Origin of the sequence: Pseudomonas sp. 7SR1 (genome assembly GCF_900156465.1) — a bacterium.
Taxonomy (GTDB): domain Bacteria; phylum Pseudomonadota; class Gammaproteobacteria; order Pseudomonadales; family Pseudomonadaceae; genus Aquipseudomonas.
Genome location: NZ_LT707064.1, coordinates 3,263,649 through 3,288,261 on the forward strand (window position 1 = coordinate 3,263,649; position 24,613 = coordinate 3,288,261).

The window sequence follows — 24,613 nt, forward strand, 5'->3', positions numbered from 1 at the left end:
TTCACATATGTCCGATGTTCAATTGGCTCCGTGAGTATTTGCGCCGGCCTTCGGGCAATTCGCTGACCATATAGAAATAGGGGGCGACCTGCGATGGGGGAACGGTGCCGATGCTCACTGGCACGTTTTCGCGGGTGATCGCGGTACCCACGGTGCCCTTTTCCACATCCCAGGTGGTCTGCCCCAGCTCCGCGCTCAACCCCGGAGTGGCGGTGGTCACGAACGTCGAGCGCAGGTCACCGATGGCGCTGCTGATCGCTCGGCTTACCAGGGCCCGGGTATTGGCGTCCAGGTCACCGTATCCGGGAATCTGCACGACCGCCAGATTGGCGGCCTGGCCCAGGGAGGCGAAGAAGTGCCGGCTGCTGGCACCCACCACAGCCTTGGCCTTGTCGAATGCAGGGCCTGTTCCTTTCGAGGGCTTGGTGGGGGTGCCCCTCAGTCCCCTGACCCCCGAGGCAGCGGCGGCGCCGAGACCTGTCGCCGCGGCACCGGCGACGATCGATTGCAGGGCACTCCCCGCCGGCCCGGAGCCGAACAGGGCCGCTCCACCATAGCCTGCCGCCGCGCCGGCAAGGCCCACGGCGCCCATGCTGGCCGAGCCTGTGATCAGGTCCGTGCGCCCGACGCTGGGATTGCTCGGGCCGACATCCGCCAAGTATTGGGCGCTCATTTCGCGATATACCGTTGCGAAAACCCCGGCGATCTGCGCAACAGCCGCGGAATTGCCCCGGGGGTCGAGGGAACCCAGCAGGGACGGCGCAGCGCCCACCGCGGCTCCCAGGGCGGCGCCACCGATTTTGGCGATCAGGGGAGCCCAACTGGAAGGATCGTCGACCGAGAGCCTGGACTGGGCCCAATTGGCGCTTGCGTACCCGCTGATGCCGCCGGAAATGGCGCCTGCGGTGGCACCGGCAATGGTCACTCCCAGGCTCGCAGGTGCCATGAGCGCCGCGAGCGGGTATTGCATGAACGAGGCGAGCAGGGCGCTGGTGAATTCCCGGGCGCCCGTGGCGCCGACGGCCGAGAGTGTGTCGACGCCCACCAGGCCCTGGAAATCGACGAACCGGACCGGATTGCCATGGACCATGGCGAACAGGTTCAAGCCATCGCCGATCCCGGTCGGATCGGCACTCAGCCAGCGTCCGAGCCAGGGGGCGTAGTAGCGCTTGCCGAAATAATACAGGCCGGTGGCATCGCGCTCCTGGTTCGAATAACGCCGTGTCCTGTAGCTCGCCTGCGTCTTGTCCGGGCCGGCCCACCATGACGTACCGCCATAGGGGTAGTACATTTCCTCGCTGATCATATCGGCATGGGCGTCAAGCTCCAGCGTGCTGGAGCCCAGGTGGTTGGTCAGGGAGTAGCGGTACTGGTCGGCCCGGACACTGCCCGATTGCCAATGCAGCACCTGCACCGAGCAGCGCCCGGCCTGTATCGAGATGACCTGCAGGACTTCTTCGGCCCAGGTGCGGATTTCCAGGTCGGGCAGATACCTCACCTCTCGCGTTCGACTGTTGCGCGCGTCATGGGTCACGCGAACCTTGCGTTTGCGCTGGCCTGATTCGTCATAGACATAGATTTCGCTGTCGTTCGCCGCATCTTCGCGCACGACCTGATGAACCTGTCGCAGCAGGTTGCCCTGGCCCCAGGTCAGGTCCTGACCGGCCAATAATTGTTTCCTGTTGCCATTGGCATCGAACCCGGCAGCGATCTCCTCCTCGCCGGGCAAGCTGCCGTCGGGCTTTTGCGGCAGTCCCCGGTTGCTGTACCTGGAAATCGCCATCTGGTGTGTCCAGCTGCGGCTGGCGGCGCTGTGGATCAGTGTCGTGAGGTTGCCGCTGTGATCGTAATGGTAGGCCTGGCGGTAGTTTTCCAGTTGCCCGGGGTCGGGAGGGGAAACGAAAACCGGTTCCTGGGGGCCGTGCTGGCTGTCGAGCCGTTGCCAGCCGCTTGCCTCGATCAGTTGATAAAGGCTGTCGTAGCTAAAGGTGCGAGTCGGTTCGATTCTCTGGTTGCGGAAATAACGGGTCTGTGCGGTCCCATCCTGAAGGCTGAGAATATTGCCGGCCCGGTCATAGCCATAAATCAGGTGCTGCAGCGGTGGATGACCGGGAACGCCGGCCTTGATGCACAGCAACCGGCCATCCTGTGGGTCGTACCGGGTCTCGCTTACCACGCCGTTGCCGGCGGTCTGGCGCTCGACGTTGCCCGAGGCGTTGTAGTCCATGTCCTTGATCAGCGCCGTGGCCTGTGGCTGCCCGGCGAGCTGCAGGCGGACCTGGTGCAGTTGTCCGGCGACATCCAGCTCCATGAACTGGACGTTGCCCTGCGCATCCTGCTGGCGGACCGGCTCCCCCAGCGCGTCATGGACGGTGTGAGTGACGGCGCCATTCCCTGCTTCGTTCAACCGGTCCCTTTCTGCTTCATCGGCGGGCCAGTCAGGCTCTTGCAGGTCCTTGAGAAAATGCCGGGTCTGGGAGCTGACGCCGCCTGTCAGGGCAAACTCAGTGAAAAGCTGTGTGCCAGCGTTGTCGTCGTGGCGGATCAAGCGGCCGCATCGGTTATGCGAAGCCGATGCCGGGGTGCTGTCGCCGTAGGCATAGAAGGCACGGTTCCTGGCCGGAGCACCTGGCGCCTGCTCGACGATCCTGACGGTGCGCAACCGTGAGTCGTAGTCGTTTCGCACTTGCCCGTACAAGCTGTCCCAGCCGATGAGGTGTTGGCCGGCCACGCCGAACAAGGCCAGGCGGCTTCCCGCGTCGACGCTATCGCTGTAGAGGGGAAGTCCTGAGAGGCTGAAAAGCGTTTTCAGATTGGGACGGGCATCCGGCTCGGTCTCGAGCAGCTTGAACAGACGCGGATCGCGACTGGTCACGGGGCGGTCCGCGACATCGTAGGACTGGCGATGAACCCGCGGCTCAGCGGCCTGGCCGGGGGTATTGCGATAGTAGGACACCGAGGCGACCTCAAGTTTTCGCGGGTCCTTTATGGTGACCGTGGGGGTTCTGGCGTGCATGAAGGTCGACCTCACCAGGGAGCGACGAATCTGTTGCCAGTTATTCGTGGTTAACCGGTGGCGTCAACTGTCAGAAGTAACAGGTGGGCAACCCTGAAGGCTGTTGAAGAGGGCGGGTTTTCATTGGCGAAACGCCGCCGTCATCATTCCTGGCAGTTACGGTCATTGCTGCAAGAGCGCGTCTTGCGGACAATCAGGGCCTGTTTCCCCGTCCATGGATCTGCCGCAATGCCGCAACCGATCTTTTTCGCCCACGCCAACGGATTCCCCTCGGGCACCTATGGCAAGTTATTCGCGGCGCTGGCTCCGCAATATCAGGTTGCGCATCTGGAGCAGCACGCCCACGACCCGAGTTTCCCGGCGGATGACAACTGGCACAACCTGGTGGACGAGCTTATCCATCACCTGGAACAACAACCGCAGCCTGTGTGGGGTGTCGGGCATTCCCTCGGCGGGGTGCTGCACCTGCATGCCGCGTTGCGCTGCCCCCGGCTGTATCGCGGGGTCGTCATGCTCGATTCGCCGGTGCTGACCCGCGCCGATCAATGGGTGATCCTGGCGGCCAAGCGCCTGGGCTTCATCGATCGCCTGACGCCGGCCGGCCGCACCCTGGGGCGGCGCGAGGAGTTCGAAGACCTGGAGTCGGCCCGGCAGTATTTTTCCGGCAAGACGCTGTTTCGCGGTTTCGACCCGGATTGCTTCGATGCCTACCTGCAACATGGCTTGCAACAGGTGGGCGATCGCTGGCGACTGCGCTTCGACCCGGCCACGGAAATCAGCATCTACCGCGGCGTGCCTCATACCAGCCCCGGTCGGCCCCGCAAGCTCCAGGTGCCGCTGGCCGTGGTACGCGGTCGCCAGAGTCGTGTGGTGATGCGTCATCACACCCGCACGGTGGGGCGCATGCCCCGGGGCGAGGCCTTGAGCATGCCCGGTGGGCATATGTTTCCACTGGAACGCCCCCTGGACACCGCCAACCTGCTCAAGGACCTGTTCCAGCGCTGGGAAGGACGCTGCGCATGAGCCAGGTCGAGGAAGTCCGCCTGAGCCTGCCCCATATCGAACTGGCGGCGCACCTGTTCGGGCCGGAGGACGGGCGCCCGGTGATCGCCTTGCATGGCTGGCTGGACAACGCCAACAGCTTTGCCCGCCTGGCTCCCCGGCTCGAAGGGTTGCGCATCATCGCCCTGGACATGGCCGGCCACGGTCATTCCGGACATCGGCCGCCCGGCGCCGGCTACGCCCTGTGGGACTATGCCCATGATGTGCTGCAGGTCGCCGAGCAGCTGGGGTTGCAGCGTTTTGCGCTGTTGGGGCATTCCCTGGGCGCCATCGTGTCCCTGGTGCTGGCTGGCTCATTGCCGGAACGGGTGACGCACCTGGGGCTGATCGATGGTGTGATCCCGCCCACCGCCCAGGGCGACGACGCCGCCGAACGCATGGGCATGGCCCTGCAGGCGCAACTGGATCTGCGGAAAAAAAGCAAACCGGTCTACAAGACCCTCGACCGGGCTATCGAAGCCCGCATGAAAGGGGTGGTGGCGGTCAGCCGAGAGGCCGCCGGCCTGCTGGCCCAGCGCGGGCTGATGCCGGTGCCGGGCGGTTACACCTGGCGCACCGACAATCGCCTGACCCTGCCATCGCCGCTGCGCCTGACCGAGGAACAGGCTATGGCGTTCGTGGCACGGGTCGGTTGCCCCGCGCATCTGGTGGTGGCGGCCGATGGCATGCTTGCCCGCCACCCGCAGTTGCTGGAGCGTCTACCCTTCAGCCATGAGCTGTTGCCCGGCGGCCACCATCTGCACCTGAACGATGAGTCCGGGGCGACGCTTGTAGCAGACTGTTTCAATCGGTTCTTCAGCCTTTCTTGACTTGCGTCGGGCAACTGTCGAGGCTGGGCGGGTTGAAAGGGAGACAAGCATGACCGATATCCGTGTACCCGCCTTGCGGTCCATGATCGACGCCGGTTTCGTCCAGGAACAGCAGGCCCGGTCGATCCGATGAAATTACCTATCCCATCATTCGCATTACTGGCGCTGGGCTGTTTCGCCACGGCGTCCTTCGCCGCCGACGTAGCCGGCAGTCGAGACCTGGAGCGCGTGCCGCGCATGCCCGATGCGCAGATCGTCGACTACCGGCAGGTCAGGGACGCGGAGCGGATCTACCCGTTGGGCGCGATCCGCAAGATCAGTGGCCAGTTGCGCTTCGACGGTCAGGTCGATGCCCGTGGCGACACCACCTCGGTGACCTATGAGCTGCCACCGGAGCATTCGGCGACCCAGGGTTTCACCGCCGCCCGCGAAGCGTTGCAGAAACAGGGCGCCGAACTGCTTTTCTGGTGCCAGGCCCGCGATTGCGGTGAAAGCAGCCTCTGGGCCAACGACGTCTTTGGCAATGCCAAGCTCTACGGCGCGGACAGCGGCCAGGCCTATCTGCTGCTGCGCCTGGCGCCGCCTGTGGATAACACCCTGATCGCGCTGTATGCCATCACTCGCGGCAATCGCAAGGCCTATCTGCACGTCGAGCAATTCGAGGCGAAAGCGCCCCTGGGCGATCTGCTGCCGACATCCGCCACGCTGCTGCGCCAGCTCAAGGACACCGGCGTGCTGGACTTGCCCCGCCTGAGCGGCGAGCCGGACGAAACCTGGTTGCGCCTGCTGGCCCGGGCGCTGAACCTGGATACCGGCCTGCGGGTCAGCCTCGCGGGGCCCCGGGCCGAGGCCTGGCGCCAGGCGCTGACGGGGCAGGGCGTGCGGGCGGCACGAATGGAGGCCGCCGATGGCGACACGACGGGCCTGCACCTTGAATTGTTGCGATAAGCTGTCCCGGGCGACGGGTTTCACGCCGTTGCCCAGGTCCTGTTCTTTTTTCGAGACCCTACATGCTCAATAACGATCGGCTGTTGGTGCAGATCCTGCTCCTGGTGTTGTTCGGCGCAAGCCTCTGGGTGATGGCGCCGTTCTGGTCGGCGCTGTTCTGGGGCGCGGTGCTGGCCTTTGCCAGTTGGCCGCTGATGCGCCTGTTGACTCGCTGGGTCAACGGGCGCGAATCCCTGGCGGCGGGCCTGCTGACGGTCGGCTGGATGTTGCTGGTGGCGGTGCCGCTGGTGTGGCTGGGTTCCAACCTGGCCGATCATGTGCGTGATGCCACGACATTCATCAGGGACGTGCAGGTCGACGGCTTGCCGGATGCCCCGCAATGGCTGGCCGGCTTGCCCCTGGTGGGCGGGCGGCTGGTGGCGATCTGGAACAGCATCGACCAGCAGGGCGCCGCGATGATGGGAGCCGTCAAGCCTTACCTGGGGCAGGTGGGCAACTGGCTGCTGGCACGCAGCAAGCAGATTGGCGGCGGCATCCTCGAACTGACCCTGAGCATCGTATTCGTCTTCTTTTTCTACCGCGACGGCCCGCGCCTGGCTGCGTTCGTCCATGGCTTGCTGGAACGCCTGATCGGCGACCGTGCCGGCTACTACATCGAACTGGTGGCCGGTACGGTGCAACGGGTGGTCAATGGGGTGATCGGTACCGCCGCGGCCCAGGCCGTGCTGGCACTGATCGGCTTCCTGATCGCCGGTGTGCCGGGTGCGCTGGTGCTGGGCATTGTCACCTTCCTGCTCAGCCTGATTCCCATGGGGCCGCCCCTGGTCTGGATCCCCGCCACGGCCTGGCTGGTGTGGCAGGGCGAATACGGCATGGCGGTGTTCCTCGGGATCTGGGGCACGTTCGTCATCAGCGGCGTGGACAACGTGCTCAAGCCATACCTGATCAGCCGGGGTGGCAACCTGCCGTTGGTCATCGTGTTGCTGGGGGTGTTCGGCGGATTGATCGCCTTCGGATTCATCGGCTTGTTCATCGGCCCGACCCTTTTGGCCGTGGCGTACAGCCTGTTGACGGACTGGAGCAAGAGCCAGGCGCGTTGACGGCGGCCCTGGGGCCGGCAAGGTTGGCTCGGTGGGCCGTGAACCTGCTGCAAGGCCAGGTTCACGGCAGGAGTCAGGCCGCCACGTTCAGGTGTTTACCCACGCTGGCGGCGTTATCCAGCGAGTATTGACGGTTGAGGTTGGCGATCATCCTGTTCAACGCTTCGTTGGCGTTGGCGTTGGCGTTGGCGTTGGCGTTGGCCTGACCGGCGGGGCGGCCATTGTCGCGGCTGGCCTGCAGGGCGCTGTCGAGTTCGTCGCTGCTGACGCCACCGCTGCTGTCGCTGTCCAGTGCCGCCATCAGCGTAGCGCTGGTTTCGGCGCCGGACGTCGCGTCGCCGGCCTGCAAGGCGCTGGTCAGTTCGGCGGCAGTGACGGTGCCGTCGCCATCGCTGTCGAGCTGGCCGAACAATGTTTCACCGGACGCGTCCTGTGCCGGTGGAGGCGGTGGCGTGAGGGTGGCGGCGAGTTCGTCGCGGCTGACGGTGCCATCTTCATCCTTGTCCAGTGCCGAGAATACCTGCGTGCTGTCGGCGCTGCTGCCGGCGCTGGCCAGGCCGTTGCTCAACTCGTCGCTGCTGACCTTGCCGTCACCGTCTGCATCCAGGACGCTGAGCAGCGCGTCGGCCAGCTCGGTGCCTGGCGCCTGGTCCCGTGGCGGCGGGGGCGGTGGCGCCAAGGCGGCCATTTCCTCGCTGCTCAGGTCACCGCTGCCGTCGCTGTCCAGATCGCCGAACTGCTTGCTCAGGCTGACCAGCAGGCCATCGTCGCTGTGCTGGGACAGGGCCGTGCTCAATTCGTCCTGGTCCACCGTTGCGTTGCCGTCGCTGTCGAGCCGGGTGAGCAGCTCCTTTTGAAACTGCTGGCTGCGGGCACTGCTGGTGGCCGTGCTGCTGGTGTACGTCGAGTAACCGCTACTGCTGACGCTGCCGATCATGGGCATTCTCCTTGGGATGGAATTGCCGGCGGGTGCACCGGCTTATGCAGCCTCGGCGGGGCAGTTGTCGTGGGTATGTGGAATTTGTACCGGGGGACGTACAAATCGTCACGTGGGGGGCGCTCCGGGCGGCGGCCCGACGAAGACGGCAGGAATGACTCAGGTCCGGGGGAGGCGGATGACGGCAGTCAGGCCGCCCCCTGGGGTTTGCTCCAGGTCCAGATGGCCGCCCAGGCGTTCGGCGGCTTCCCTGGCGATGGTCATGCCCAGGCCGACGCCGCCGGAGTTGCGGTTGCGCGAGCCCTCCAGGCGATAAAAGGGTTCGAATACCGCTTCGCGCTTGTCTTGGGCGATACCGGGGCCATGGTCGATGACCCGTATCAGCAACTGGCAGTCCTGGTCTTCGAGGGCGATCAGGGCATGACCGGCATAGCGCAAGGCATTGTCCATGAGGTTGGCGATGCAGGAGCGCAATGCCATTGGCTGCACCTGCAGCGGCGCGCAGGAACCCTCGACCTGGACATCGGCGCCATGGTCCTGGGCGTTTTCGCTCAGGGATTCCGCCAGGGCTTGCACATCCATCCATTGCAGCGCCTCGCTGGTGCGCTGTTCGTGCAGGTAGGTCAGCGTGGCGTCGAGCATGCCGATCATGTCGTCCAGGTCCTGGCGCATCTGGCCTTGCAACCTGGCGTCATCGATCTGCTCCAGGCGCAACTTGAGGCGCGAGAGCGGGGTGCGCAGGTCGTGGGACACCGCCCCAAGCATGCGTGAGCGTTGCTGGACCTGTTCGCGGATCCGCTGCTGCATCAGGTTGAACGTGTGGGCCGCCTGCCGGGCTTCCCGGGGGCCGGTTTCGTCCAGCGGCGGGCTGTCGAGGTCCTCGCTCAGGCGTTCAGCCGCATCGCTCAAGCGCTGGATCGGTCGGGTCAGCAACTTGGCGCCATACCAGGCTGCGATGATCAGGCACACGAACTGGAACGTCAGCGGTACCACCGGGCCGCCGAACCACGGGCGCTGACGGCGTTGGGGCGGCGGGGCAAAAGGGGACGGGGTCAAAGGTGACAGACCCGCGGGCGGTGTTCCTTCGCTCTGCCGGGAAAATTCCGGCGGCGGCCCGGGCGGAGGCGGCTGGTCGTAATGGAAAAACCAGGCGAAGGCCAGCAGATGCGCCAGGACGATCGCCAGCAACAGCATGCCGAACAGGCGACCGAACAGGGAGTCGAGGCGCAATCGCATCAGCCGATGTCCCGGGCGTCGAACAGGTAGCCTTCACCGCGGACGGTCTTGATCAACTGCGGGGCCTTGGGGTCGTCGCCCAGCTTCTGGCGCAGTCGTGACACCAGCAGGTCGATGCTGCGGTCGAAGGCCTCGATGGAGCGTCCACGGGCGGCATCGAGCAGTTGCTCGCGACTGAGTACCCGGCGCGGTCGTTCGATGAAGACCCACAGCAGCCGGAATTCAGCATTGGACAGCGGCACCACCAGCCCATTGGCGGAGATAAGTTGGCGCAGCACGCTGTTGAGCCGCCAGTTGTCGAAACGGATATTGGCCCGTTGCTCGGTGCGGTCGTCACGCACCCGGCGCAGGATCGTCTGGATCCGTGCCACCAGTTCCCTGGGTTCGAACGGCTTGGCCATGTAGTCGTCGGCACCCAGTTCCAGGCCGATGATGCGATCGGTAGGTTCGCAACGGGCGGTGAGCATCAGGATCGGGATGTCCGATTCGGCGCGCAGCCAGCGGCACAGTTGCAGGCCGTCTTCGCCCGGCAGCATCAGGTCGAGCACGATTACATCGAAATGTTCGGATTGCATTGCCTGGCGCATGGCCGCGCCGTCGCTCACGCCACTGGCGCGGATGTTGAAACGGGCCAGGTAATCGATCAGCAGCTCGCGGATCGGCACATCGTCATCGACGATCAGTGCGCGGATGCTCCAGCGCTTGTCATCGCTGGAGGCTTTTTGATCGTCAGAATTGGCAACGGGGGTGTTCTGCATGGATGCTTCATCTGCCTGGTAGGCTGCCAGCCGCAAGGAGCGACGGCAAGGTGGTGGCTTCAGCATAAGCTCCGTGCCGCAAGGCGTGAAGCGCTGAAAGGGCGGGGTGCGGCGTCGAACGGTAGCCTGCGGGCGTGTTGTGCGCATGTCATGAATGTATCGGCTTGGACACAAAGCGTCCTGTCGGCCATGCTGGTTGGGGCACCATGAGGATTTACCGATCATCGGGTCCCGCAGCGCCGCTGGTTCCGCTACAATGCGCGCCGATTTCGACTTGCCTGAGAGCCCGCTCATGTCCGCCTGCCAGACGCCTATCATCGTCGCCCTGGATTTTCCTACCCGTGACGCCGCCCTGAAGCTGGCCGACCAGCTGGACCCCAGCCTTTGCCGGGTCAAGGTTGGCAAGGAGCTGTTCACCAGCTGCGCTTCGGAGATTGTCGGCACCCTGCGCGACAAGGGGTTCGAAGTATTCCTGGACCTGAAATTCCATGACATTCCCAATACCACCGCCATGGCCGTCAAGGCCGCCGCGGAGATGGGCGTGTGGATGGTCAACGTGCACTGCTCCGGCGGTCTGCGCATGATGGCGGCCTGCCGTGAGGTACTGGACCAGCGCAGCGGGCCGAAACCGCTGCTGATCGGCGTGACCGTGCTGACCAGCATGGAGCGTGAGGATCTGGCGGGGATCGGCCTGGACATCGAGCCTCAGGAGCAGGTGCTGCGCCTGGCGGCCCTGGCCCAGAAGGCGGGCATGGACGGCCTGGTATGTTCAGCGCTGGAAGCCAGTGCGTTGAAGTCGGCACACCCGTCGTTGCAACTGGTGACACCGGGGATTCGTCCGGCGGGCAGCGCCCAGGACGACCAGCGCCGCATCCTGACTCCGCGCCAGGCATTGGACGCCGGTTCCGATTACCTGGTGATCGGCCGCCCGATCAGCCAGGCGGCGGACCCGGCCAAGGCGCTGGCGGCGGTGGTGGCCGAGCTGGCCTGATTCGACACGCATGGGCCGTGGTGGGCGCGAGCAAGCTCGCGCCCACCATTATTTCGCTCAGACCTTGAGCACGAGCTTTCCGAAATTCTCCCCGCTGAACAGTTTGGTCAGCGTCTCGGGGAATGTCTCCAGCCCTTCGACGATGTCTTCCTTGCTCTTGAGCTGCCCCTTGGCCATCCAGCCGGCCATTTCCTGCCCGGCGGCGGCGAACTGCGCGGCGTAGTCCATCACCACGAAGCCTTCCATGCGTGCCCGGTTCACCAGCAGCGACAGGTAGTTGGCCGGTCCCTTCACGGCTTCCTTGTTGTTGTACTGGCTGATGGCGCCGCAGATCACGACGCGAGCCTTGAGATTCAGGCGGCTGAGCACCGCATCCAGGATGTCGCCCCCGACATTGTCGAAATACACATCCACTCCCTTGGGGCATTCACGCTTGAGACCGGCGTGGACGTCTTCATTCTTGTAGTCGATGGCGCCATCGAAGCCCAGTTCATCGATCAGGAACCTGCATTTGTCGGCTCCGCCGGCGATGCCCACCACGCGGCAGCCCTTGATCTTGGCGATTTGCCCGGCAATGCTGCCCACGGCGCCGGCTGCGCCCGACAGCACCACGGTTTCACCGGCCTTGGGGGCGCCGACGTCGAGCAAGGCAAAGTAGGCGGTCATGCCGGTCATGCCCAGCGCGGACAGATAACGGGGCAGTGGCGCCAGTTTCGGATCGACCTTGTAGAAACCTCTCGGCTCGCCCAGGAAATAATCCTGCACACCCAAGGCGCCATTGACGTAGTCCCCGACCGCGAATCCAGGATTGTTCGAGGCAATCACCTGGCCCACGCCCAAGGCTCGCATCACCTCACCGATACCCACCGGGGCGATGTAGGACTTGCCTTCGTTCATCCAGCCGCGCATGGCCGGGTCCAGGGACAGATATTCGTTCTTCACCAGAATCTGGCCAGGCCCCGGTTCGCCGACCGGTACTTGCTGATAAGTGAACGTCTCGCGGGTGGCGGCGCCCACCGGGCGTCTGGCGAGCAGGAACTGGCGATTGGTCTGGGCAGTCATGGCTGGCACTCAAGGTAAATGAAGCTTTGTTGATAGACCGTCGAGGCATTTGCCGCAAGGTTTTGCCGACACAGCGAATGCACCTTGATCCAACGCAGTGATAGTGGCTACCGCTGCGTCATCACTGGCACCCATGAATGCCCAACCGGCATCTGGATAGTGCTGCCGTGCCACGGGGGGCTGTGGCTACACTGGCACGACCCCGCATTCTTCGAGGAACAGGACAATGAGCATGACGTTTTCCGGGCAGGTGGCAGTGGTTACGGGCGGCGCCGCAGGCATCGGCCGCGCTACCGCCCAGGCGTTCGCGGCGCAAGGGCTGAAAGTGGTCGTGGCGGATCTGGACGCGGCCGGCGGCGAAGACACGGTGCGCTCGATCCTGGACGCCGGCGGCGAGGCGGTGTTCGTGCGCTGCGACGTGACGCTGGAACCTGACGTGCAGAGCCTGATGAACGCGGTGATCGATACGTATGGCCGCCTCGACTACGCCTTCAACAACGCCGGGATCGAAATCGAGAAGGGCAAGCTGGCCGACGGCACCCTCGATGAGTTCGACGCGATCATGGGCGTCAATGTGAAGGGCGTCTGGCTGTGCATGAAGTATCAGTTGCCGCTGCTGCTGGCCCAGGGCGGTGGCGCCATTGTCAATACTGCCTCGGTGGCCGGCCTTGGGGCGGCGCCGAAGATGAGCATTTATGCGGCCTCCAAGCATGCCGTGATCGGCCTGACCAAGTCCGCCGCCATCGAGTACGCCAAAAAGAAGATCCGCGTGAATGCGGTCTGCCCGGCGGTGATCGATACCGACATGTTCCGCCGTGCCTATGAAGCGGATCCGAAAAAGGACGAGTTCGCCAACGCCATGCACCCGGTGGGGCGTATCGGCAAAGTGGAAGAGATCGCCAGCGCCGTGTTGTATCTGTGCAGTGACGGCGCGGCATTCACCACCGGCCATTCCCTGGCGGTTGACGGTGGCGTCACTGCTTTTTGAAGAAGCTTGTAGGAAGAAGCCCGCACTGGTTGCGGGCTTTTTCTTTGATGGTAGGAAATTTCTTGAATGAATCCGCCAATGTGTTTCAAAGGGTGAGAATCGGCGGTTTTGGCGCCGTTGTCGTACCTCGTTCCTGGACACCCTGTGCTTAACTGTTTTCCTAAAAACAAACTGTTTCCAGAAATAAAACAAACGCTTAGGAGCTTGGTTACTCATGGAATTGAGAATCGACCGACAGGCCCTGGTGCCTGTCGTGCAGCAAATTGTCGACGCGCTGGCCGGCTGGATTCGACAGGATGCGGTGCAACCGGGAACTCGCCTGCCATCCATCCGGCAACTGGCGCGGGATAACCTGCTGAGCCAGTCCAGTGTCAGTGAAGCGTGCGAGCGCCTGGTCGCCCAAGGCATACTGGCGTCCCGTCACGGCTCGAGCTTCTTCGTGGCGCCACCAGCCTTGGCCAGGTGTACGCCCGGCGACTGGCCGGATGACGCGTCCCTCACCCAGGCTGGCCTGGTCGATGATGCCCAATGGGAACTGCACCTGGGCTGCGGCGGGCTGCCTGAGCGCTGGCGCGAGAGCGATGACCTGGGTTATGCGATCCGCCAGGTGACCCGCACCGACATGGCGGGGTTGTTCAATTACAGCACGCTGTTGGGGCTGCCTGCGCTGCGGGAGCAATTGTCCAGGCGTCTGAAGCAGCTCAATATCAATGCCGGCGCGGACCGGATCCTGACCACGACGGGAGCCACCCATGGGCTGGACCTGATCGTGCGGACCCTGCTTCGGCCGGGGTGTTGCGTGGTGGTGGAGAGCCCCGGCTATCCAAGCCTTTTCGAATTGCTCAGGCTTCACCGGATCGACATGATCGAATTGCCCAGGACTCCACGGGGCCCGGACGTGGAGGCATTGCAGGCGCTATTGGCCAGTCACCGGCCCAGCGCCCTATTCATCAACAGTGCCTGCCATAACCCGACCGGAAGCAGCCTGGCGCCCGCCGTGGCCCAGCAGTTGCTGCAACTGGCAAAAAAACACGCCCTGCTGGTGGTCGAGGACGATGTCTATGCTGACTTCCAGGGCGCCACACGGACCCGGCTGGCGGCGCTGGATGCCGATGTCCTCTATGTGGGCAGTTTCTCGAAAACCCTCAGCAGCTCGTTACGAGTCGGTTTCGTGGCGGCCGGACCTGGCATCGTCGAGCGGTTGAGCGCGGTCAAGGGGATCACCAGCATGGGCGGTTCGCGGTTCTGTGAGTCAGTGGTGGCCAGCCTGTTGGCCAACGGCGCCTATCGCAAACTGGCCCAGCGTCAGCGACAGCGATTGGGTGTCGATATGGCGGCGGTGCTGCAGGTGCTGGAGGATGCCGACTGGACGGTCTTCGGCAAGCCGGCCGGCGGGCTGTTCATCTGGGCCCGCCCGCCCCGGTGCGATCACGCTGGGCTGCAGCGCCTGGCCAAGCGGTTCGGCGTGCTGCTGTCCTCACGCACGGCATTCAGTCCTTCAGGCACCGAAAGCGACTGGCTACGGATCAATGTGGCTTATGCACGGGACCCCAGGGCGCTGGCGTTTTTCCGGGCCAGCGCTTTGGATCGACCTCAAGTGTTCTGAAAACGACGGAGCTGTAGCTTTTTGCCATTATTCCGACGCCAGCATCTTGTGTTGGAGGGCATCTCGTTGCGAATCTGCGGATACACAAACTGGCAGAGGACTGAGCGCAATGATTTCGGCCGTGCAAGGACGTTTTGCCAACCTCGGTATGGCGAAGAAATTGGGGATCGGGTTTGTCCTGGTGCTGCTGCTCACCGCTGTGGTGGCAGCCATCGGTGTCTGGTCCCTGCAAACCATCAGCCAGCGCTTCGGTGATCTGAAGCAGATGTCGTCCCTTAACAGCGAGCTGCTCAAGGTCCGGCTGCTGGAGCAGGAATATGCCCTGCGCTCCGATCCCAAGACGGTCGACGCCCTGCGCCAGGGCGTCGACGGGCTGATTGTCCTGGCCAACGACCTCAAGGCGAAATCGACGGCCAACGTGCCGGTGATGAATGACGTCGAACAGGCCCTGTCGGCGTATCGCAAGGCGTTCGATGAATTTGTCGAGTTGAACCAGAGCAAGGAGCTGGCGCTGGAAATGGCCAGTTGGTCGGTCTCCAGCGTTGCCAATAACCTGGATGTGCTGCAGGCGGGGCTGGCGGATGACGGCGCCTATAACCTGAAAGACTCCGAAGGCAAGGAGGGCGCTGAATTCATCGAGCAGGCCAACCAGGTCAGCGAGGTGTCGCGCCTGATGCTGCAGGCCATGAACGAAGCGCGGGTCCGTCTCGACCAGAGCCGCAAGGGCAATGAAGAAGCGGCACAAGGCGACATCGAACAGGCCGAGCAGGCCATGAAACAGGCCGAGGCGCTCAAGACCGCCGTCAAGGACGCAGGTTACCAGACCGTGCTCAACGAAGTGGCCGGGCACATCGCCGGATTCAAACAGCAGCTTGCCGACTACACCGGCCTGCTGGCCAAGGAAAAGATTGTCTACCGACAATTGCACGAACGCGCGGCCCAGGTCGTGGAACGGGTCAACCAGGCCTATAGCGCCGAAGACGGCGCCATGCAGGCGGAGTTGAAGAAGAACTCGCTGTTGATCATCGGTTCGTCGGCCCTGGCCTTGCTGGTGGGCCTGGTTGCGGCCTGGATCATTACCCGGTTGATCGTTGCACCGTTGCGCACGGTCATCCGCGTGGCCCAGCAGATAGCATCGGGCGATCTGAGGGCCACGGTGGAGGTGACGCGCCGGGATGAGATCGGCCAACTGATGCTTGCGATGCAGCAGATGGGGGCCGGCCTGAGCAGTATCGTCAGCGGTTTGCAGGCCGGTATCGAACAGTTGGCCAATTCTGCCCAGTCCCTGTCGGCCGTGACCGAACAGACCAACCTGGAAGTCAGCAGCCAGAAAGAGGAAACCGAGCAGGTCGCCACGGCCATGAACCAGATGACCGCCACCGTGCACGATGTGGCACGCAATGCCGAAGAAGCGGCCCAGGCGGCCCAGACCGCCGACGACAAGGTCGAAAGCGGCCAGCAGGTGGTGCGCCAGAGCATGGTGCGCATTGAACAGTTGGCCGATTCGGCTACATCGGCCAGCTCCAGCATCGAAAGCCTCAGCGCCGAAATCCAGAACATCGGCACCGTACTGAGTGTGATCAAGAGCGTCGCCGAGCAGACCAACCTGCTGGCGCTCAATGCCGCCATCGAGGCGGCACGGGCCGGCGAGCAGGGCAGGGGCTTCGCGGTGGTGGCCGATGAAGTGCGGGCCCTGGCCCGGCGCACGCAGCAGTCCACCGAGGAAATCGAGCGGCTGGTCAGCGCGTTGCGTTCAGCTGCCCAGACCTCCGTACAGCAGATCCAGAGCAGCGGCGAATTGGTGAAGATGGCGGTCAGCGATGCGCTACAGACCGAAAGCGCCCTGGGCAGCATTGCCGCGGCGGTGTCCCTGATACAGCAGATGAACCAGCAGATCGCCGCGGCGGCGGAGCAGCAGAGCTCCGTCGCCGAGGAGATCAATCGCAGCGTCACCAGCATCCGCGCCAGTGCCGATCAATCTTCCCTGGCGATGCAGGGCAACGCGACGTCCAGCGTCGAGCTGGCGCAGTTGGGCGTTGAGCTGAAGGGGATGGTGGGGCATTTCAGGTTGTGATGCGCTGAGGGGATACTGGCAAGAGGGATATTCCCGTCGGGCTGCCAGGTGCCCTGTCATCGATACCGCATCGGGATCGCAAAAGGCTGGGGCTGCCATGCAGCCCCGCAGAGGGTGAGCCCCCCTTGTCCTCGATGATGGTGTCGGGACCTCAGTCGTAGACTTTCTTTTTCTTCCAGTCCGATTCCGCTTCGACTTCCTTGAGCCCTTCGGTCAACTGGTTGACCTCGCCCTCGACGGGCTGGGTGCTGGCCAGGACCATGGCGTTGGCGCGGGCCAGGAGTTTTTCCAGGTAATCCAGCTGTTCGGCGTAGACCTGGGGATCCTGCTGCTTGCGCAGGTATTGCACGCCGCGCTCGAAGGCCAGGCGTGCCTGCCCGGGTTGTTCCTGCTGCAAGGCCTGTTGACCGAGGTTGTTGAAGAATTCGATGTGCAGCAGGACCAGGATATGGCGCACCTCACGAATCCAGCGCTTGGCTTCGTTGGGCGGCAGGAAACCGTCCTGGGCGGCACGGGTGATCTGGCCATGCAAGGCCTCGAGCAGGAAGCGCACGTCCTTGGCCTTGGCTTCGGTCTGGATCGGTGCCGGAGGATTGTTCACCGGGATCGATTCGCCCTGAGCGGCCAATGCATTCAGTTCGTCCAGGCGAGCCTTGACCGCGGCGTTACCCTTGTCGAGATTCAGCAAGCGCTGGCAGACATTGATCTCGAGGCGAGTGATCAACAGCTTCAGGGCCGGTGTCATCAGCTGGCCGGGGAAGGTTTCGGTCAGCTCGCCGCAGCGACGCAGGCGGTCGTTGAGTTCAACCTTGGTACGGGCCTTTTCCAACTTGTTGTTTTCCGCCACATGATTCATGTAGCCAATGGCGATCAACAGTGCGATCCCGGCTACGACGAGCAGGGTGATCATGAGTGGTGTCACCGGTAAGACCTCTTTTATGGGGTTCGCATACTTCAGTGTAGTGGCTTGGCTTTTAAGCGCATAGGCCCGTGCGGCGTCATTAGACGGGCGTCGTACTGTTCGTGGGGCTTGCAGCGGCCTAGATGCACATTGCCACTATTTGCCGAGCGCGACTATAGCGTCTTGGCGGACGACAGAATATAGGCGCCAGAGACCGGACGGGAAAAATCTGCGGATCCGTTCCAAACCGGGGGAAGTCATTGATTTAAATAAATTTATACGTGGGGGTTGACGACCTACCAATCCATCCATAGAATGCGCGCCACTTACAGCGTAAAGCACTCAGCCAAGCGCCATAAGCAGTGAATGTTGTACGTGTGTCCCCTTCGTCTAGTGGCCTAGGACACCGCCCTTTCACGGCGGTAACAGGGGTTCGAGTCCCCTAGGGGACGCCAATGCGGGAATAGCTCAGTTGGTAGAGCACGACCTTGCCAAGGTCGGGGTCGCGAGTTCGAGTCTCGTTTCCCGCTCCAATTTTAAACAGTCTTGCTTCAAGGCAAGATTGAGTGAAACCAGAACCGATACCTTCGGGTCAGGATCTGGGCACTGGAACACACACCATGTGTTCCGGGCAGCGTGTCCCCTTCGTCTAGTGGCCTAGGACACCGCCCTTTCACGGCGGTAACAGGGGTTCGAGTCCCCTAGGGGACGCCATTTGCGGGAATAGCTCAGTTGGTAGAGCACGACCTTGCCAAGGTCGGGGTCGCGAGTTCGAGTCTCGTTTCCCGCTCCAAATTCAAGAAAACGCCGCTCATCGAGCGGCGTTTTTTTATGTCCGCAGAATACCTCAACCCTCCAGGCTATGGACCAGGTTCTCAAGCGCCTCCACGCTGGCGTCGTCCGGCGAAGGCTGGATGACGATCGTCGCGCGCATCTGGCGAGCCAGGCGATATTCGCTGGGTGTGCAGCTAGCGTACTGCTTGAAGGCACGGGCGAAGTAGGACGGGTCCTTGAAACCGGCTTCGTAGCCAATGCTGGTGATGGGCATCTCGCTGTTGTCCAGCAGTTCCTTGGCGAAGCTCATGCGTTTGTTCAGCACGTAGTCGGTGAAGCCCAACCCGTTGGCTTCCTTGAACAGGCGACTGAAGCGAAACGTCGTCATGCCGCAGCGTTTGGCCAGGTCCCGTTGGTCGATGCTGTCGCGAAAGTGCTGGTCGATGTACAGCATGATATGGCTCAAGGCCTGGTGCTTCTGATGCCCCGACGTCAGGCGGATGCTGTCCGGCAGGGTAGGGGCATGGTCGATCTGCGAGGCTTTACCCCGGCCAAGGGCGTTGCGCCGCAGCTCGCATAATTGCACCAGGGCCGCCAGGTAGCGTTTCCTTTCGGTGGCCGACAGGGGCAGCACCATGTATTCCCAGACGCTGGAGCGCATCGCCCAGACCGCCAGCTCTTCGGAATGCTGCACCGTGAACATGGTAATGGGGATGGCGGGTACCGTGCGCTTGATCTCCAGCAGGCGCCTCAGGCCGGGGGTGTCCGGCCGGTCGAAATGGATGCAGATCATGTCCACCTGCTCTGCGCCGGGCAACATGGCATGTTTGCCCAGTGTGCAGATGCAGGATTCCTCGAACTGAGTGATGAGTTCATTCGTGGACCGATCATGGGTCAGATCGAACCACAACAACTTTGGCTTTCCGGTCAGATTCGACGTCATGTGCCTGTCCAGGTGGTTCTTCCTGCCCTTTAGCCGGAAGTATCGTCAATGTGCCATCATCTCGCCGAATAAATTCTTCTAAGAAATCGATCCCTTATCTCCATCCCCCCTCAGTGTCGGCTGCGGCGCGGGGTGATGTCCTCTGCGCGAACCTGCGCAAAAAAGTCCTAGGGATGTGCAAAATCCTCCTAACGGCTCTCCCGCCCCCCTGACTAGGGTTGCATCAGGCAGTTCGCAATGTACTGCCTTTAAAACAACCCCGATGAGGTGTGCGAAATGACTCTTCAAACAATCAAGGCTTCGGTAGTGAAGTTCGCCAAAGATGAAGACGGCCTGACCATTGTGGAATACGCAGTGGCCGGCGGGTTGATCACGGTACTGGTGGCCGCTGCCTTCGTTCTCCTGGGCGGTGCCGTGAATACCAAGATCCGTGCCCTGTGCCAGGCCGTCAACGGCAACGTTGCCTGCTGATCGTAACCATTACGGCAGGGGACGCGGCAACTTTCATGGAATAGCGCTTGCGACTCTTTAGCAGTGAGTACAACCAACTGATTCGAATGGATCTCGCGCTGTCCCCCGACCCCAGCTTCTTTCCGAAGACGAGGTAAATGAAATGACTCTGCACACAATCAGAACTTCGATCGGCAAGTTCGCCAGAGATGAAGACGGCTTGACCATCGTCGAGTACGCAGTGGCGGGAGGCTTGATCACGGTCGCGGTGGCCGCGGCGTTCGTCCTGTTGGGTGGCGCCGTGGATACCAAGATCCGTGCCCTGTGCCAGGCCGTCAATGGCAACGTTGCCTGCTAACGATCACTGCAACCGGGAGACGCGTCATGTCCATGGAATTGCTGGTATCGACAGTACTGCTGGTGGGACTGCTGGGTGTGGCGGTGGTGAGCGATCTGCTTCGCCACCGCATTCCCAACACGCTGGTCCTGCTGGGGCTCGCCCTGGGAGTGGCCGGTCAGGTCTATGCAGCTGGCATCGCCGGGCTGGGTGACAGCCTGTTGGGCATGCTGATTTGCTTCGGGCTGTTCCTGCCCATGTATGCGGTGGGCGGCATGGCGGCGGGAGACGTCAAGTTGATGGCCATGGTGGGCAGTTTCCTGCCGTTCCATTATGCGTTGTGGGCGGCGCTGTTCAGCCTGATCGCAGGCGGGGTGTGCGGTTTCCTGATTGTCCTGGCCCGCGGTCAACTGCTCCAGACCCTTGGCCGCTACTGGCTGATCCTCAGAGCCCAGGCTTACCTGGCGCCCACGACGGATGAAGTGGCCGGCAAACCTTTTCCTTATTCGATTGCCATCCTGATCGGCACCTTGAACAGCGTCTATTGGCAGCTGGTTGCCGACGGCTGGGGAGTCTAGTCATGCACGTCATCAACGATAGTGATGCCTACCCCAGCGAACGGGAGGCGGTACAGCGCCTGGCACCCCAGCCCTGCACCATTCGCGACACCGGCCTGTCCGACAGCTTCCTGGGCGAACTGGTGTGCAAGCATCTGCATGATGCCGGCGTGCTGGACATGCCGCGGCTGGTGGAGCGCCTGGCGCTGACCGGCGCGGTACTGGAGGAAGTCCTCGCGTTCCTGCGCAAGGACGGGCGTGTCGAAGTGCTTGGCCAGATCGGCCAGGCGAGTGTCCAGGGGCTGCGCTATGGCCTGACCGAGCGCGGTCGCAGCTCGGCCCGTGACGCCTTGTCCCGCAGTGGCTACATCGGTGCGGCCCCGTTCCCGGTGAGCACTTACCGGTCGCTGATCAAGATCCAGACCATTCACCATGGCCGAATCACCGCCAACGACATGCAACGGGCCCTGTCCGGGATCGTGTTGACCCAAAGCATGCTCGACCAGTTGGGTGTAGCGCTGAACTCCGGTCGGGCCATCATGATCTACGGCCCTGCGGGCACCGGCAAGACGTATGTCAGTAGCCGCCTGATCCGTCTGTTCGCCGAGGCCATCTGGGTTCCCCACGCCATTGTCATCAACGAGTCGGTGATCGAAATCTACGACCCGCAGGTCCACCAGCGCCTGGACGACAACAGCCAATCGAACAACCTGATGCTTAACGAGGGCATCGACCGCCGTTTGCTGTGCTGCAAGCGCCCCATCGTGATCACTGGCGGCGAGTTGAGCATGGAGCAACTGGATGTGCGCTACGACCCGTTCACCCGCCAATACCAGGCCGCGTTGCAGCTCAAGGCCAGTAACGGCCTGTTCATCATCGACGACATGGGCCGCCAGCGCATGGCGCCGGCCGAGCTGCTCAACCGCTGGATCGTGCCCATGGAAGAGAAGCGCGACTTCATCAACCTGGGCGGCGGTCGTCACTGTGAGCTGCCGTTCGACCTGATCCTGGTGTTTTCCACCAACCTCAACCCCCTGGAACTGGCCGACGAGGCCTTCCTGCGGCGCATTGGCTACAAGGTGCAATTCGGCTACCTCAAGCCTGAGGAATACGAGCGCATCTGGCGCCAGGAATGCGAACGCCTGGGCATTCCCTACGACCCGTTGCTGGTGCGCTACGTGCTGCAGCGGCTCTATGCGGGCGAAGGCATGCCCCTGGTGCCTTGCCATCCACGTGATCTGTTGAACATGGCGCTGGACCGCCAGCGTTACCTGGGCGGCTCCGGGCCGCTGGCGCCCCAGGAGCTGGAATGGGCGTGGCACAACTATTTCGTTCAGCTCGACTTCCTTTGATTCGGAGATACCGACATGAGCTCTCGTACGCTTTCGCTGATAGGCGTTTCCCTGGTAATGGGCCTCGGTGCCGCATGGATGGCCGACTCCTGGCTGAGCGCACGACTCAATGCCACGCCTGACGATCACCTTCGAAGCGTGGTGGTCGCCACGGTGGAGATCCCGTTCGGGCAGATGGTCGAGGCCCAGCAGGTCACGACCGTGCGCATGCCCATGGACACGATTCCGGAAGACGCTTTCGATTCCAGCGAAAAGGCCGTGGGCAAGATCGCCACGTTCGACATCCTGCGCGGTGACATCGTGCGGGGGGCGCGCCTGAGCGAGCATCTGGGAGGCAGCACCCTGGCCTCGCTGATCGCCCCGGACAAGCGCGCCATTTCGGTACGGGTGGACGATGTGGTCGGCGTGGGCGGCTTCCTGTTGCCGGGTAACCGGGTCGATGTGCTGGCGACCAAGACCACCAGTGCCGGCAGCAACAACGCGGTGTCCCGGACCATCCTGGAAAACCTGCGGGTGCTGGCGGTCGACCAGACGGCGGGCACCGACAAGACCCAGCCAGTGGTAGTGCGGGCCGTGACGCTGGAGATGACCGCCGCGGAGGCGGAGGCCCTGGTTACCGCACAGACCGAAGGCAAGTTGCAACTGGCCCTGCGAAATCCGCTGAACCTGGAGAAAAAAGCCGCGGCCGTCGCGCCACCCGCTCCCGCGCCGGTCATAGCGGTGGCGGCTGCCCCGGTACCAAGGCCCGTGGTGCAACGCCGCGCCAAGGCGCCGGACGGCGGGGCGGTCACGGTGATCCGAGGGGTTGAAAGCAGCGTGATCAACGTCCGCTGATTCGCGCGGACGAAACGGCCTGGCTCCCAGGCGATGACGATCCTCAAGCAGTCAGCGAGGGCGTGATGATGAGTTCCAATATTCGGCAGCGCCAGGGAGGGGCAGTGAGTGTACTGATGGTGATCGCCTTGGTGGCGATCTCCATGATGGCGGCATTGGCCCTGGATGGCGGTCACATGCTGCTCAACAAGACCCGCCTGCAGAATGCCGTGGATGCCGCGGCGCTGAGCGGCGCCAAGACCCTCAGCCAGGTCGTGGGCGGCCTGAACATGGCCAGCACGACGCGTGCCGCAGCCCTCGATACCCTGACGAAAAATGCCGATGCCTTGGGTAACGCCGAACTGGCGAGCGCAGTGGCCGGTAACCCGGGGGCATTCGCCGTGGTGGAGTTGGCCAGCAGTGTCTATGGCCCTTTCTCTTACCCGGGGCCGACGGATGCCAAGTATGTACGGGTGTCGGTGTCCAGTTATCAATTGAACGGGTTCTTCTGGAGTTTCGTCCAGACCATGGGCAGCGCCGGTCTCGGCGGCAAGGCCGTGGCGGCGATCGCTACCGCGGGCCCCAGCCCGACTTCGCCCTGTGACCTGGCACCGCTGATGGTCTGCGGCGATCCCAACCAGTACGACCCCTCCGCCGGCAATTTCTGGGGTTACCACTTCGGTGACCTGGAGGTGCTGAAGACGGCGGCGGGCAATACGTCGCCCATCGGTCCCGGCAACTTCCAATTGCTGGATTTCGGCTCCGGCGGCAGTGCGGTCCGGGAAGACCTGGCCGGTGGAGGCTCGGTCTGCCGCAGCGTGGGCGACAACGTCCAGACCGCTCCCGGCAACAAGGCCGGTCCCACCTCCCAGGGCTTGAATACACGCTTCGGCATCTACAACGGCCCCGTCAGTTCGTCCGACTATCCGCCGGACCTGGTGACCTCGTCGAGCAATCCGGCGATGACCTATGACGATGCGCTTGCCCAGGCGAAATACAAGAACCAACCCGTGACCGCGAGCAACGGCGATCTCACGGCGGGTGGCGAGGCGATCCAGGACTATAACGACTGGCGAACCCAGGTCGCCGCCTGTGTGGCCGGCAGCGGCAGTGGCTGTGAAAGCAACGGGGTGTTCGAGCGCCGGATGCTGAAGATCGTGATCGGCAACTGCACCGGCAAGCAGGGCGGCTCCACCTCGATTCCGGTCCTGGGCTTTGGCTGCTACTTCGTCGTGCAACCGGTGGACGGCGGCGGCTCGGACTCCCTGGTCTTCGGCCAGTTCGTGCAGGAGTGCGAAGGGGACGGGGTACCGGGCCCTACGCCATCCACCGATGTCGGCCCGCAGATCATCCAGCTCTACAAGACCTATCTCAACGGCAGCGGCACTCCGAGCACCGACTCGTAGGAGGCTTCATGAGACTTGCCCCGTTCGATCCACCCCAGGCCCAGCGAGGCGTGGCGCTGGTGGAGTTCACCCTGGTGCTGCCGCTGTTGCTGCTGTTGCTGCTGGCCTTCGGCGAATTCGGCCGCATGCTCTTGCAGTACAACGTGCTGCTGCAGGCCAGCCGCGAAGCCGATCGTTTCGTCGCCAGCCAGGCCTGGAACGCCACCCTGGGAGGGGTCGCCCTGACCAGTACATTGCAGACCCAGACCAAGAACGTCGCGGTGTACGGCGTGCCCAACGCGGTCGGCAGCCCTGTGGTGTCGGGTTTGACGACGGCCCATGTGGAAGTCGCCGTCGTGGGCAGCGATCACGTGCGCGTCACCATTACCTACCCCTTCTGCCCGGTGATTGGCGCAGGCAACTGCAGCGGATCGATTCCGGCGTTCTTTGGCAACGCCATGCCGCTGGGCATACCGCTGGTCGCGACAACGGTCATGAGGGTGCTGTGATGAAC

Annotated in this window: 22 protein-coding genes, 4 tRNA genes and 1 pseudogene; 20 read left to right on the top strand and 7 right to left on the bottom strand. The window is 63.2% G+C overall.

Annotated elements, in window-relative coordinates:
• Nucleotide 1: 1 nt before the first annotated feature.
• Nucleotides 2-3,016 carry an RHS repeat-associated core domain-containing protein gene (locus tag BW992_RS14860; RefSeq protein WP_076406472.1) on the bottom strand — a complete coding sequence of 1,005 codons (3,015 nt, stop codon included), beginning with the start codon at nt 3,014-3,016 and terminating at the stop codon, nt 2-4.
• A gap of 228 nt (nt 3,017-3,244) precedes the next feature.
• Here BW992_RS14860 and BW992_RS14865 point away from each other — a divergent pair, with 228 nt between their 5' ends.
• The 4 genes from BW992_RS14865 to BW992_RS14880 all read left to right on the top strand — a co-directional run bounded on the left by BW992_RS14865 (nt 3,245) and on the right by BW992_RS14880 (nt 6,935).
• Nucleotides 3,245-4,039, top strand: coding sequence for an alpha/beta fold hydrolase (locus tag BW992_RS14865; protein ID WP_076406474.1), 795 nt, complete (start codon nt 3,245-3,247; stop codon nt 4,037-4,039).
• Nucleotides 4,036-4,887 carry an alpha/beta hydrolase gene (locus tag BW992_RS14870; protein ID WP_072431587.1) on the top strand — a complete coding sequence of 284 codons (852 nt, stop codon included), beginning with the start codon at nt 4,036-4,038 and terminating at the stop codon, nt 4,885-4,887. Before BW992_RS14865 ends, BW992_RS14870 begins: the two co-directional genes overlap by 4 nt.
• A 141-nt stretch (nt 4,888-5,028) precedes the next feature.
• Nucleotides 5,029-5,835 carry a DUF4892 domain-containing protein gene (locus tag BW992_RS14875; RefSeq protein ID WP_076407341.1) on the top strand — a complete coding sequence of 269 codons (807 nt, stop codon included), beginning with the start codon at nt 5,029-5,031 and terminating at the stop codon, nt 5,833-5,835.
• A 62-nt stretch (nt 5,836-5,897) separates the two neighbouring features.
• Nucleotides 5,898-6,935 carry an AI-2E family transporter gene (locus BW992_RS14880; protein WP_072393522.1) on the top strand — a complete coding sequence of 346 codons (1,038 nt, stop codon included), beginning with the start codon at nt 5,898-5,900 and terminating at the stop codon, nt 6,933-6,935.
• A 73-nt stretch (nt 6,936-7,008) separates the two neighbouring features.
• Here the strand turns inward: BW992_RS14880 and xopAW are convergent, their stop codons facing one another.
• From xopAW to BW992_RS14895, 3 genes are all read right to left on the bottom strand, one after another.
• Nucleotides 7,009-7,872, bottom strand: a complete 864-nt coding sequence (xopAW, locus tag BW992_RS14885; protein ID WP_076406476.1) for a XopAW family type III secretion system calcium-binding effector — start codon at nt 7,870-7,872, stop codon at nt 7,009-7,011.
• A 159-nt stretch (nt 7,873-8,031) separates the two neighbouring features.
• Nucleotides 8,032-9,108, bottom strand: coding sequence for a sensor histidine kinase (locus BW992_RS14890; protein WP_072393516.1), 1,077 nt, complete (start codon nt 9,106-9,108; stop codon nt 8,032-8,034).
• Entirely contained in the window at nt 9,108-9,866 is a 759-nt protein-coding gene (locus tag BW992_RS14895) for a response regulator (RefSeq protein ID WP_072394128.1), read from the bottom strand. The genes BW992_RS14890 and BW992_RS14895 overlap by 1 nt, the downstream gene beginning before the upstream one ends.
• A 292-nt stretch (nt 9,867-10,158) precedes the next feature.
• Between BW992_RS14895 and pyrF the strand changes: the two genes are divergently transcribed.
• Complete coding sequence (gene pyrF / locus BW992_RS14900; protein WP_072394123.1) at nt 10,159-10,857, top strand: orotidine-5'-phosphate decarboxylase; 699 nt, start codon at nt 10,159-10,161, stop codon at nt 10,855-10,857.
• A 57-nt stretch (nt 10,858-10,914) separates the two neighbouring features.
• Here pyrF and BW992_RS14905 read toward each other — a convergent pair whose 3' ends face one another.
• Nucleotides 10,915-11,919 (bottom strand): NADP-dependent oxidoreductase, encoded by a 1,005-nt coding sequence (locus BW992_RS14905; protein ID WP_072393513.1) that lies wholly within the window; start codon nt 11,917-11,919, stop codon nt 10,915-10,917.
• A 226-nt stretch (nt 11,920-12,145) separates the two neighbouring features.
• Here BW992_RS14905 and BW992_RS14910 point away from each other — a divergent pair, with 226 nt between their 5' ends.
• The 4 genes and pseudogenes from BW992_RS14910 to BW992_RS27545 all read left to right on the top strand — a co-directional run bounded on the left by BW992_RS14910 (nt 12,146) and on the right by BW992_RS27545 (nt 16,587).
• Nucleotides 12,146-12,907: an SDR family oxidoreductase gene (locus BW992_RS14910; RefSeq protein ID WP_076406477.1), complete on the top strand. Its 762-nt coding sequence runs from the start codon at nt 12,146-12,148 to the stop codon at nt 12,905-12,907.
• Nucleotides 12,908-13,121: 214 nt separating this feature from the next.
• Nucleotides 13,122-14,513 (top strand): aminotransferase-like domain-containing protein, encoded by a 1,392-nt coding sequence (locus tag BW992_RS14915; protein ID WP_072459304.1) that lies wholly within the window; start codon nt 13,122-13,124, stop codon nt 14,511-14,513.
• A 265-nt stretch (nt 14,514-14,778) separates the two neighbouring features.
• A pseudogene (locus BW992_RS27540) lies at nt 14,779-15,678 on the top strand (methyl-accepting chemotaxis protein); the annotation flags it as partial.
• A 204-nt stretch (nt 15,679-15,882) separates the two neighbouring features.
• The gene (locus BW992_RS27545) at nt 15,883-16,587 is read left to right on the top strand and encodes a methyl-accepting chemotaxis protein (protein WP_442961963.1); all 705 of its coding nucleotides are present in this window, start codon (nt 15,883-15,885) and stop codon (nt 16,585-16,587) included.
• 151 nt (nt 16,588-16,738) lie between these two features.
• On the opposite strand, the gene BW992_RS14925 is transcribed toward BW992_RS27545, so the two are convergent.
• A complete protein-coding gene (locus BW992_RS14925; protein ID WP_072393500.1) occupies nt 16,739-17,497 on the bottom strand; it encodes a hypothetical protein in 759 nt (252 codons plus the stop codon).
• Nucleotides 17,498-17,867: 370 nt separating this feature from the next.
• On the opposite strand from BW992_RS14925, the gene BW992_RS14930 reads away from it, so the two are divergent.
• From BW992_RS14930 to BW992_RS14945, 4 genes are all read left to right on the top strand, one after another.
• Nucleotides 17,868-17,943 (top strand) — tRNA-Glu (locus BW992_RS14930).
• A 2-nt stretch (nt 17,944-17,945) separates the two neighbouring features.
• Nucleotides 17,946-18,021, top strand: a tRNA-Gly gene (locus tag BW992_RS14935).
• A gap of 105 nt (nt 18,022-18,126) precedes the next feature.
• Nucleotides 18,127-18,202, top strand: a tRNA-Glu gene (locus BW992_RS14940).
• A 3-nt stretch (nt 18,203-18,205) separates the two neighbouring features.
• Nucleotides 18,206-18,281, top strand: a tRNA-Gly gene (locus tag BW992_RS14945).
• 54 nt (nt 18,282-18,335) lie between these two features.
• Here BW992_RS14945 and BW992_RS14950 read toward each other — a convergent pair.
• Entirely contained in the window at nt 18,336-19,205 is an 870-nt protein-coding gene (locus tag BW992_RS14950) for a helix-turn-helix transcriptional regulator (protein ID WP_072459172.1), read from the bottom strand.
• A gap of 276 nt (nt 19,206-19,481) precedes the next feature.
• Between BW992_RS14950 and BW992_RS14955 the strand changes: the two genes are divergently transcribed.
• From BW992_RS14955 to BW992_RS14985, 7 genes are all read left to right on the top strand, one after another.
• Entirely contained in the window at nt 19,482-19,676 is a 195-nt protein-coding gene (locus BW992_RS14955) for a Flp family type IVb pilin (protein WP_072393491.1), read from the top strand.
• Between the two features lie 142 nt (nt 19,677-19,818).
• Nucleotides 19,819-20,013 (top strand): Flp family type IVb pilin, encoded by a 195-nt coding sequence (locus BW992_RS14960; protein ID WP_072393488.1) that lies wholly within the window; start codon nt 19,819-19,821, stop codon nt 20,011-20,013.
• Between the two features lie 26 nt (nt 20,014-20,039).
• Complete coding sequence (locus BW992_RS14965) at nt 20,040-20,570, top strand: A24 family peptidase (RefSeq protein ID WP_072393485.1); 531 nt, start codon at nt 20,040-20,042, stop codon at nt 20,568-20,570.
• A gap of 2 nt (nt 20,571-20,572) precedes the next feature.
• Nucleotides 20,573-21,901 (top strand): AAA family ATPase, encoded by a 1,329-nt coding sequence (locus BW992_RS14970; RefSeq protein ID WP_072393482.1) that lies wholly within the window; start codon nt 20,573-20,575, stop codon nt 21,899-21,901.
• A gap of 15 nt (nt 21,902-21,916) precedes the next feature.
• Nucleotides 21,917-22,735, top strand: coding sequence for a Flp pilus assembly protein CpaB (gene cpaB, locus BW992_RS14975; protein WP_076406479.1), 819 nt, complete (start codon nt 21,917-21,919; stop codon nt 22,733-22,735).
• A gap of 65 nt (nt 22,736-22,800) precedes the next feature.
• Entirely contained in the window at nt 22,801-24,120 is a 1,320-nt protein-coding gene (locus BW992_RS14980) for a TadE/TadG family type IV pilus assembly protein (protein WP_072393476.1), read from the top strand.
• Between the two features lie 8 nt (nt 24,121-24,128).
• Nucleotides 24,129-24,608: a TadE/TadG family type IV pilus assembly protein gene (locus BW992_RS14985; protein WP_076406480.1), complete on the top strand. Its 480-nt coding sequence runs from the start codon at nt 24,129-24,131 to the stop codon at nt 24,606-24,608.
• Nucleotides 24,609-24,613 lie beyond the last annotated feature (5 nt).

Coding starts and splice junctions, on each gene's coding strand:
- BW992_RS14860 (WP_076406472.1), bottom strand. CDS start 3,016: ATGCACGCCAGAACCCCCACGGTCACCATAAAGGACCCGCGAAAACTT.
- BW992_RS14865 (WP_076406474.1), top strand. CDS start 3,245: ATGCCGCAACCGATCTTTTTCGCCCACGCCAACGGATTCCCCTCGGGC.
- BW992_RS14870 (WP_072431587.1), top strand. CDS start 4,036: ATGAGCCAGGTCGAGGAAGTCCGCCTGAGCCTGCCCCATATCGAACTG.
- BW992_RS14880 (WP_072393522.1), top strand. CDS start 5,898: ATGCTCAATAACGATCGGCTGTTGGTGCAGATCCTGCTCCTGGTGTTG.
- xopAW (WP_076406476.1), bottom strand. CDS start 7,872: ATGATCGGCAGCGTCAGCAGTAGCGGTTACTCGACGTACACCAGCAGC.
- BW992_RS14890 (WP_072393516.1), bottom strand. CDS start 9,108: ATGCGATTGCGCCTCGACTCCCTGTTCGGTCGCCTGTTCGGCATGCTG.
- BW992_RS14895 (WP_072394128.1), bottom strand. CDS start 9,866: ATGCAGAACACCCCCGTTGCCAATTCTGACGATCAAAAAGCCTCCAGC.
- pyrF (WP_072394123.1), top strand. CDS start 10,159: ATGTCCGCCTGCCAGACGCCTATCATCGTCGCCCTGGATTTTCCTACC.
- BW992_RS14905 (WP_072393513.1), bottom strand. CDS start 11,919: ATGACTGCCCAGACCAATCGCCAGTTCCTGCTCGCCAGACGCCCGGTG.
- BW992_RS14910 (WP_076406477.1), top strand. CDS start 12,146: ATGAGCATGACGTTTTCCGGGCAGGTGGCAGTGGTTACGGGCGGCGCC.
- BW992_RS14915 (WP_072459304.1), top strand. CDS start 13,122: ATGGAATTGAGAATCGACCGACAGGCCCTGGTGCCTGTCGTGCAGCAA.
- BW992_RS27545 (WP_442961963.1), top strand. CDS start 15,883: ATGACCGCCACCGTGCACGATGTGGCACGCAATGCCGAAGAAGCGGCC.
- BW992_RS14925 (WP_072393500.1), bottom strand. CDS start 17,497: ATGATCACCCTGCTCGTCGTAGCCGGGATCGCACTGTTGATCGCCATT.
- BW992_RS14950 (WP_072459172.1), bottom strand. CDS start 19,205: ATGACGTCGAATCTGACCGGAAAGCCAAAGTTGTTGTGGTTCGATCTG.
- BW992_RS14955 (WP_072393491.1), top strand. CDS start 19,482: ATGACTCTTCAAACAATCAAGGCTTCGGTAGTGAAGTTCGCCAAAGAT.
- BW992_RS14960 (WP_072393488.1), top strand. CDS start 19,819: ATGACTCTGCACACAATCAGAACTTCGATCGGCAAGTTCGCCAGAGAT.
- BW992_RS14965 (WP_072393485.1), top strand. CDS start 20,040: ATGTCCATGGAATTGCTGGTATCGACAGTACTGCTGGTGGGACTGCTG.
- BW992_RS14970 (WP_072393482.1), top strand. CDS start 20,573: ATGCACGTCATCAACGATAGTGATGCCTACCCCAGCGAACGGGAGGCG.
- cpaB (WP_076406479.1), top strand. CDS start 21,917: ATGAGCTCTCGTACGCTTTCGCTGATAGGCGTTTCCCTGGTAATGGGC.
- BW992_RS14980 (WP_072393476.1), top strand. CDS start 22,801: ATGATGAGTTCCAATATTCGGCAGCGCCAGGGAGGGGCAGTGAGTGTA.
- BW992_RS14985 (WP_076406480.1), top strand. CDS start 24,129: ATGAGACTTGCCCCGTTCGATCCACCCCAGGCCCAGCGAGGCGTGGCG.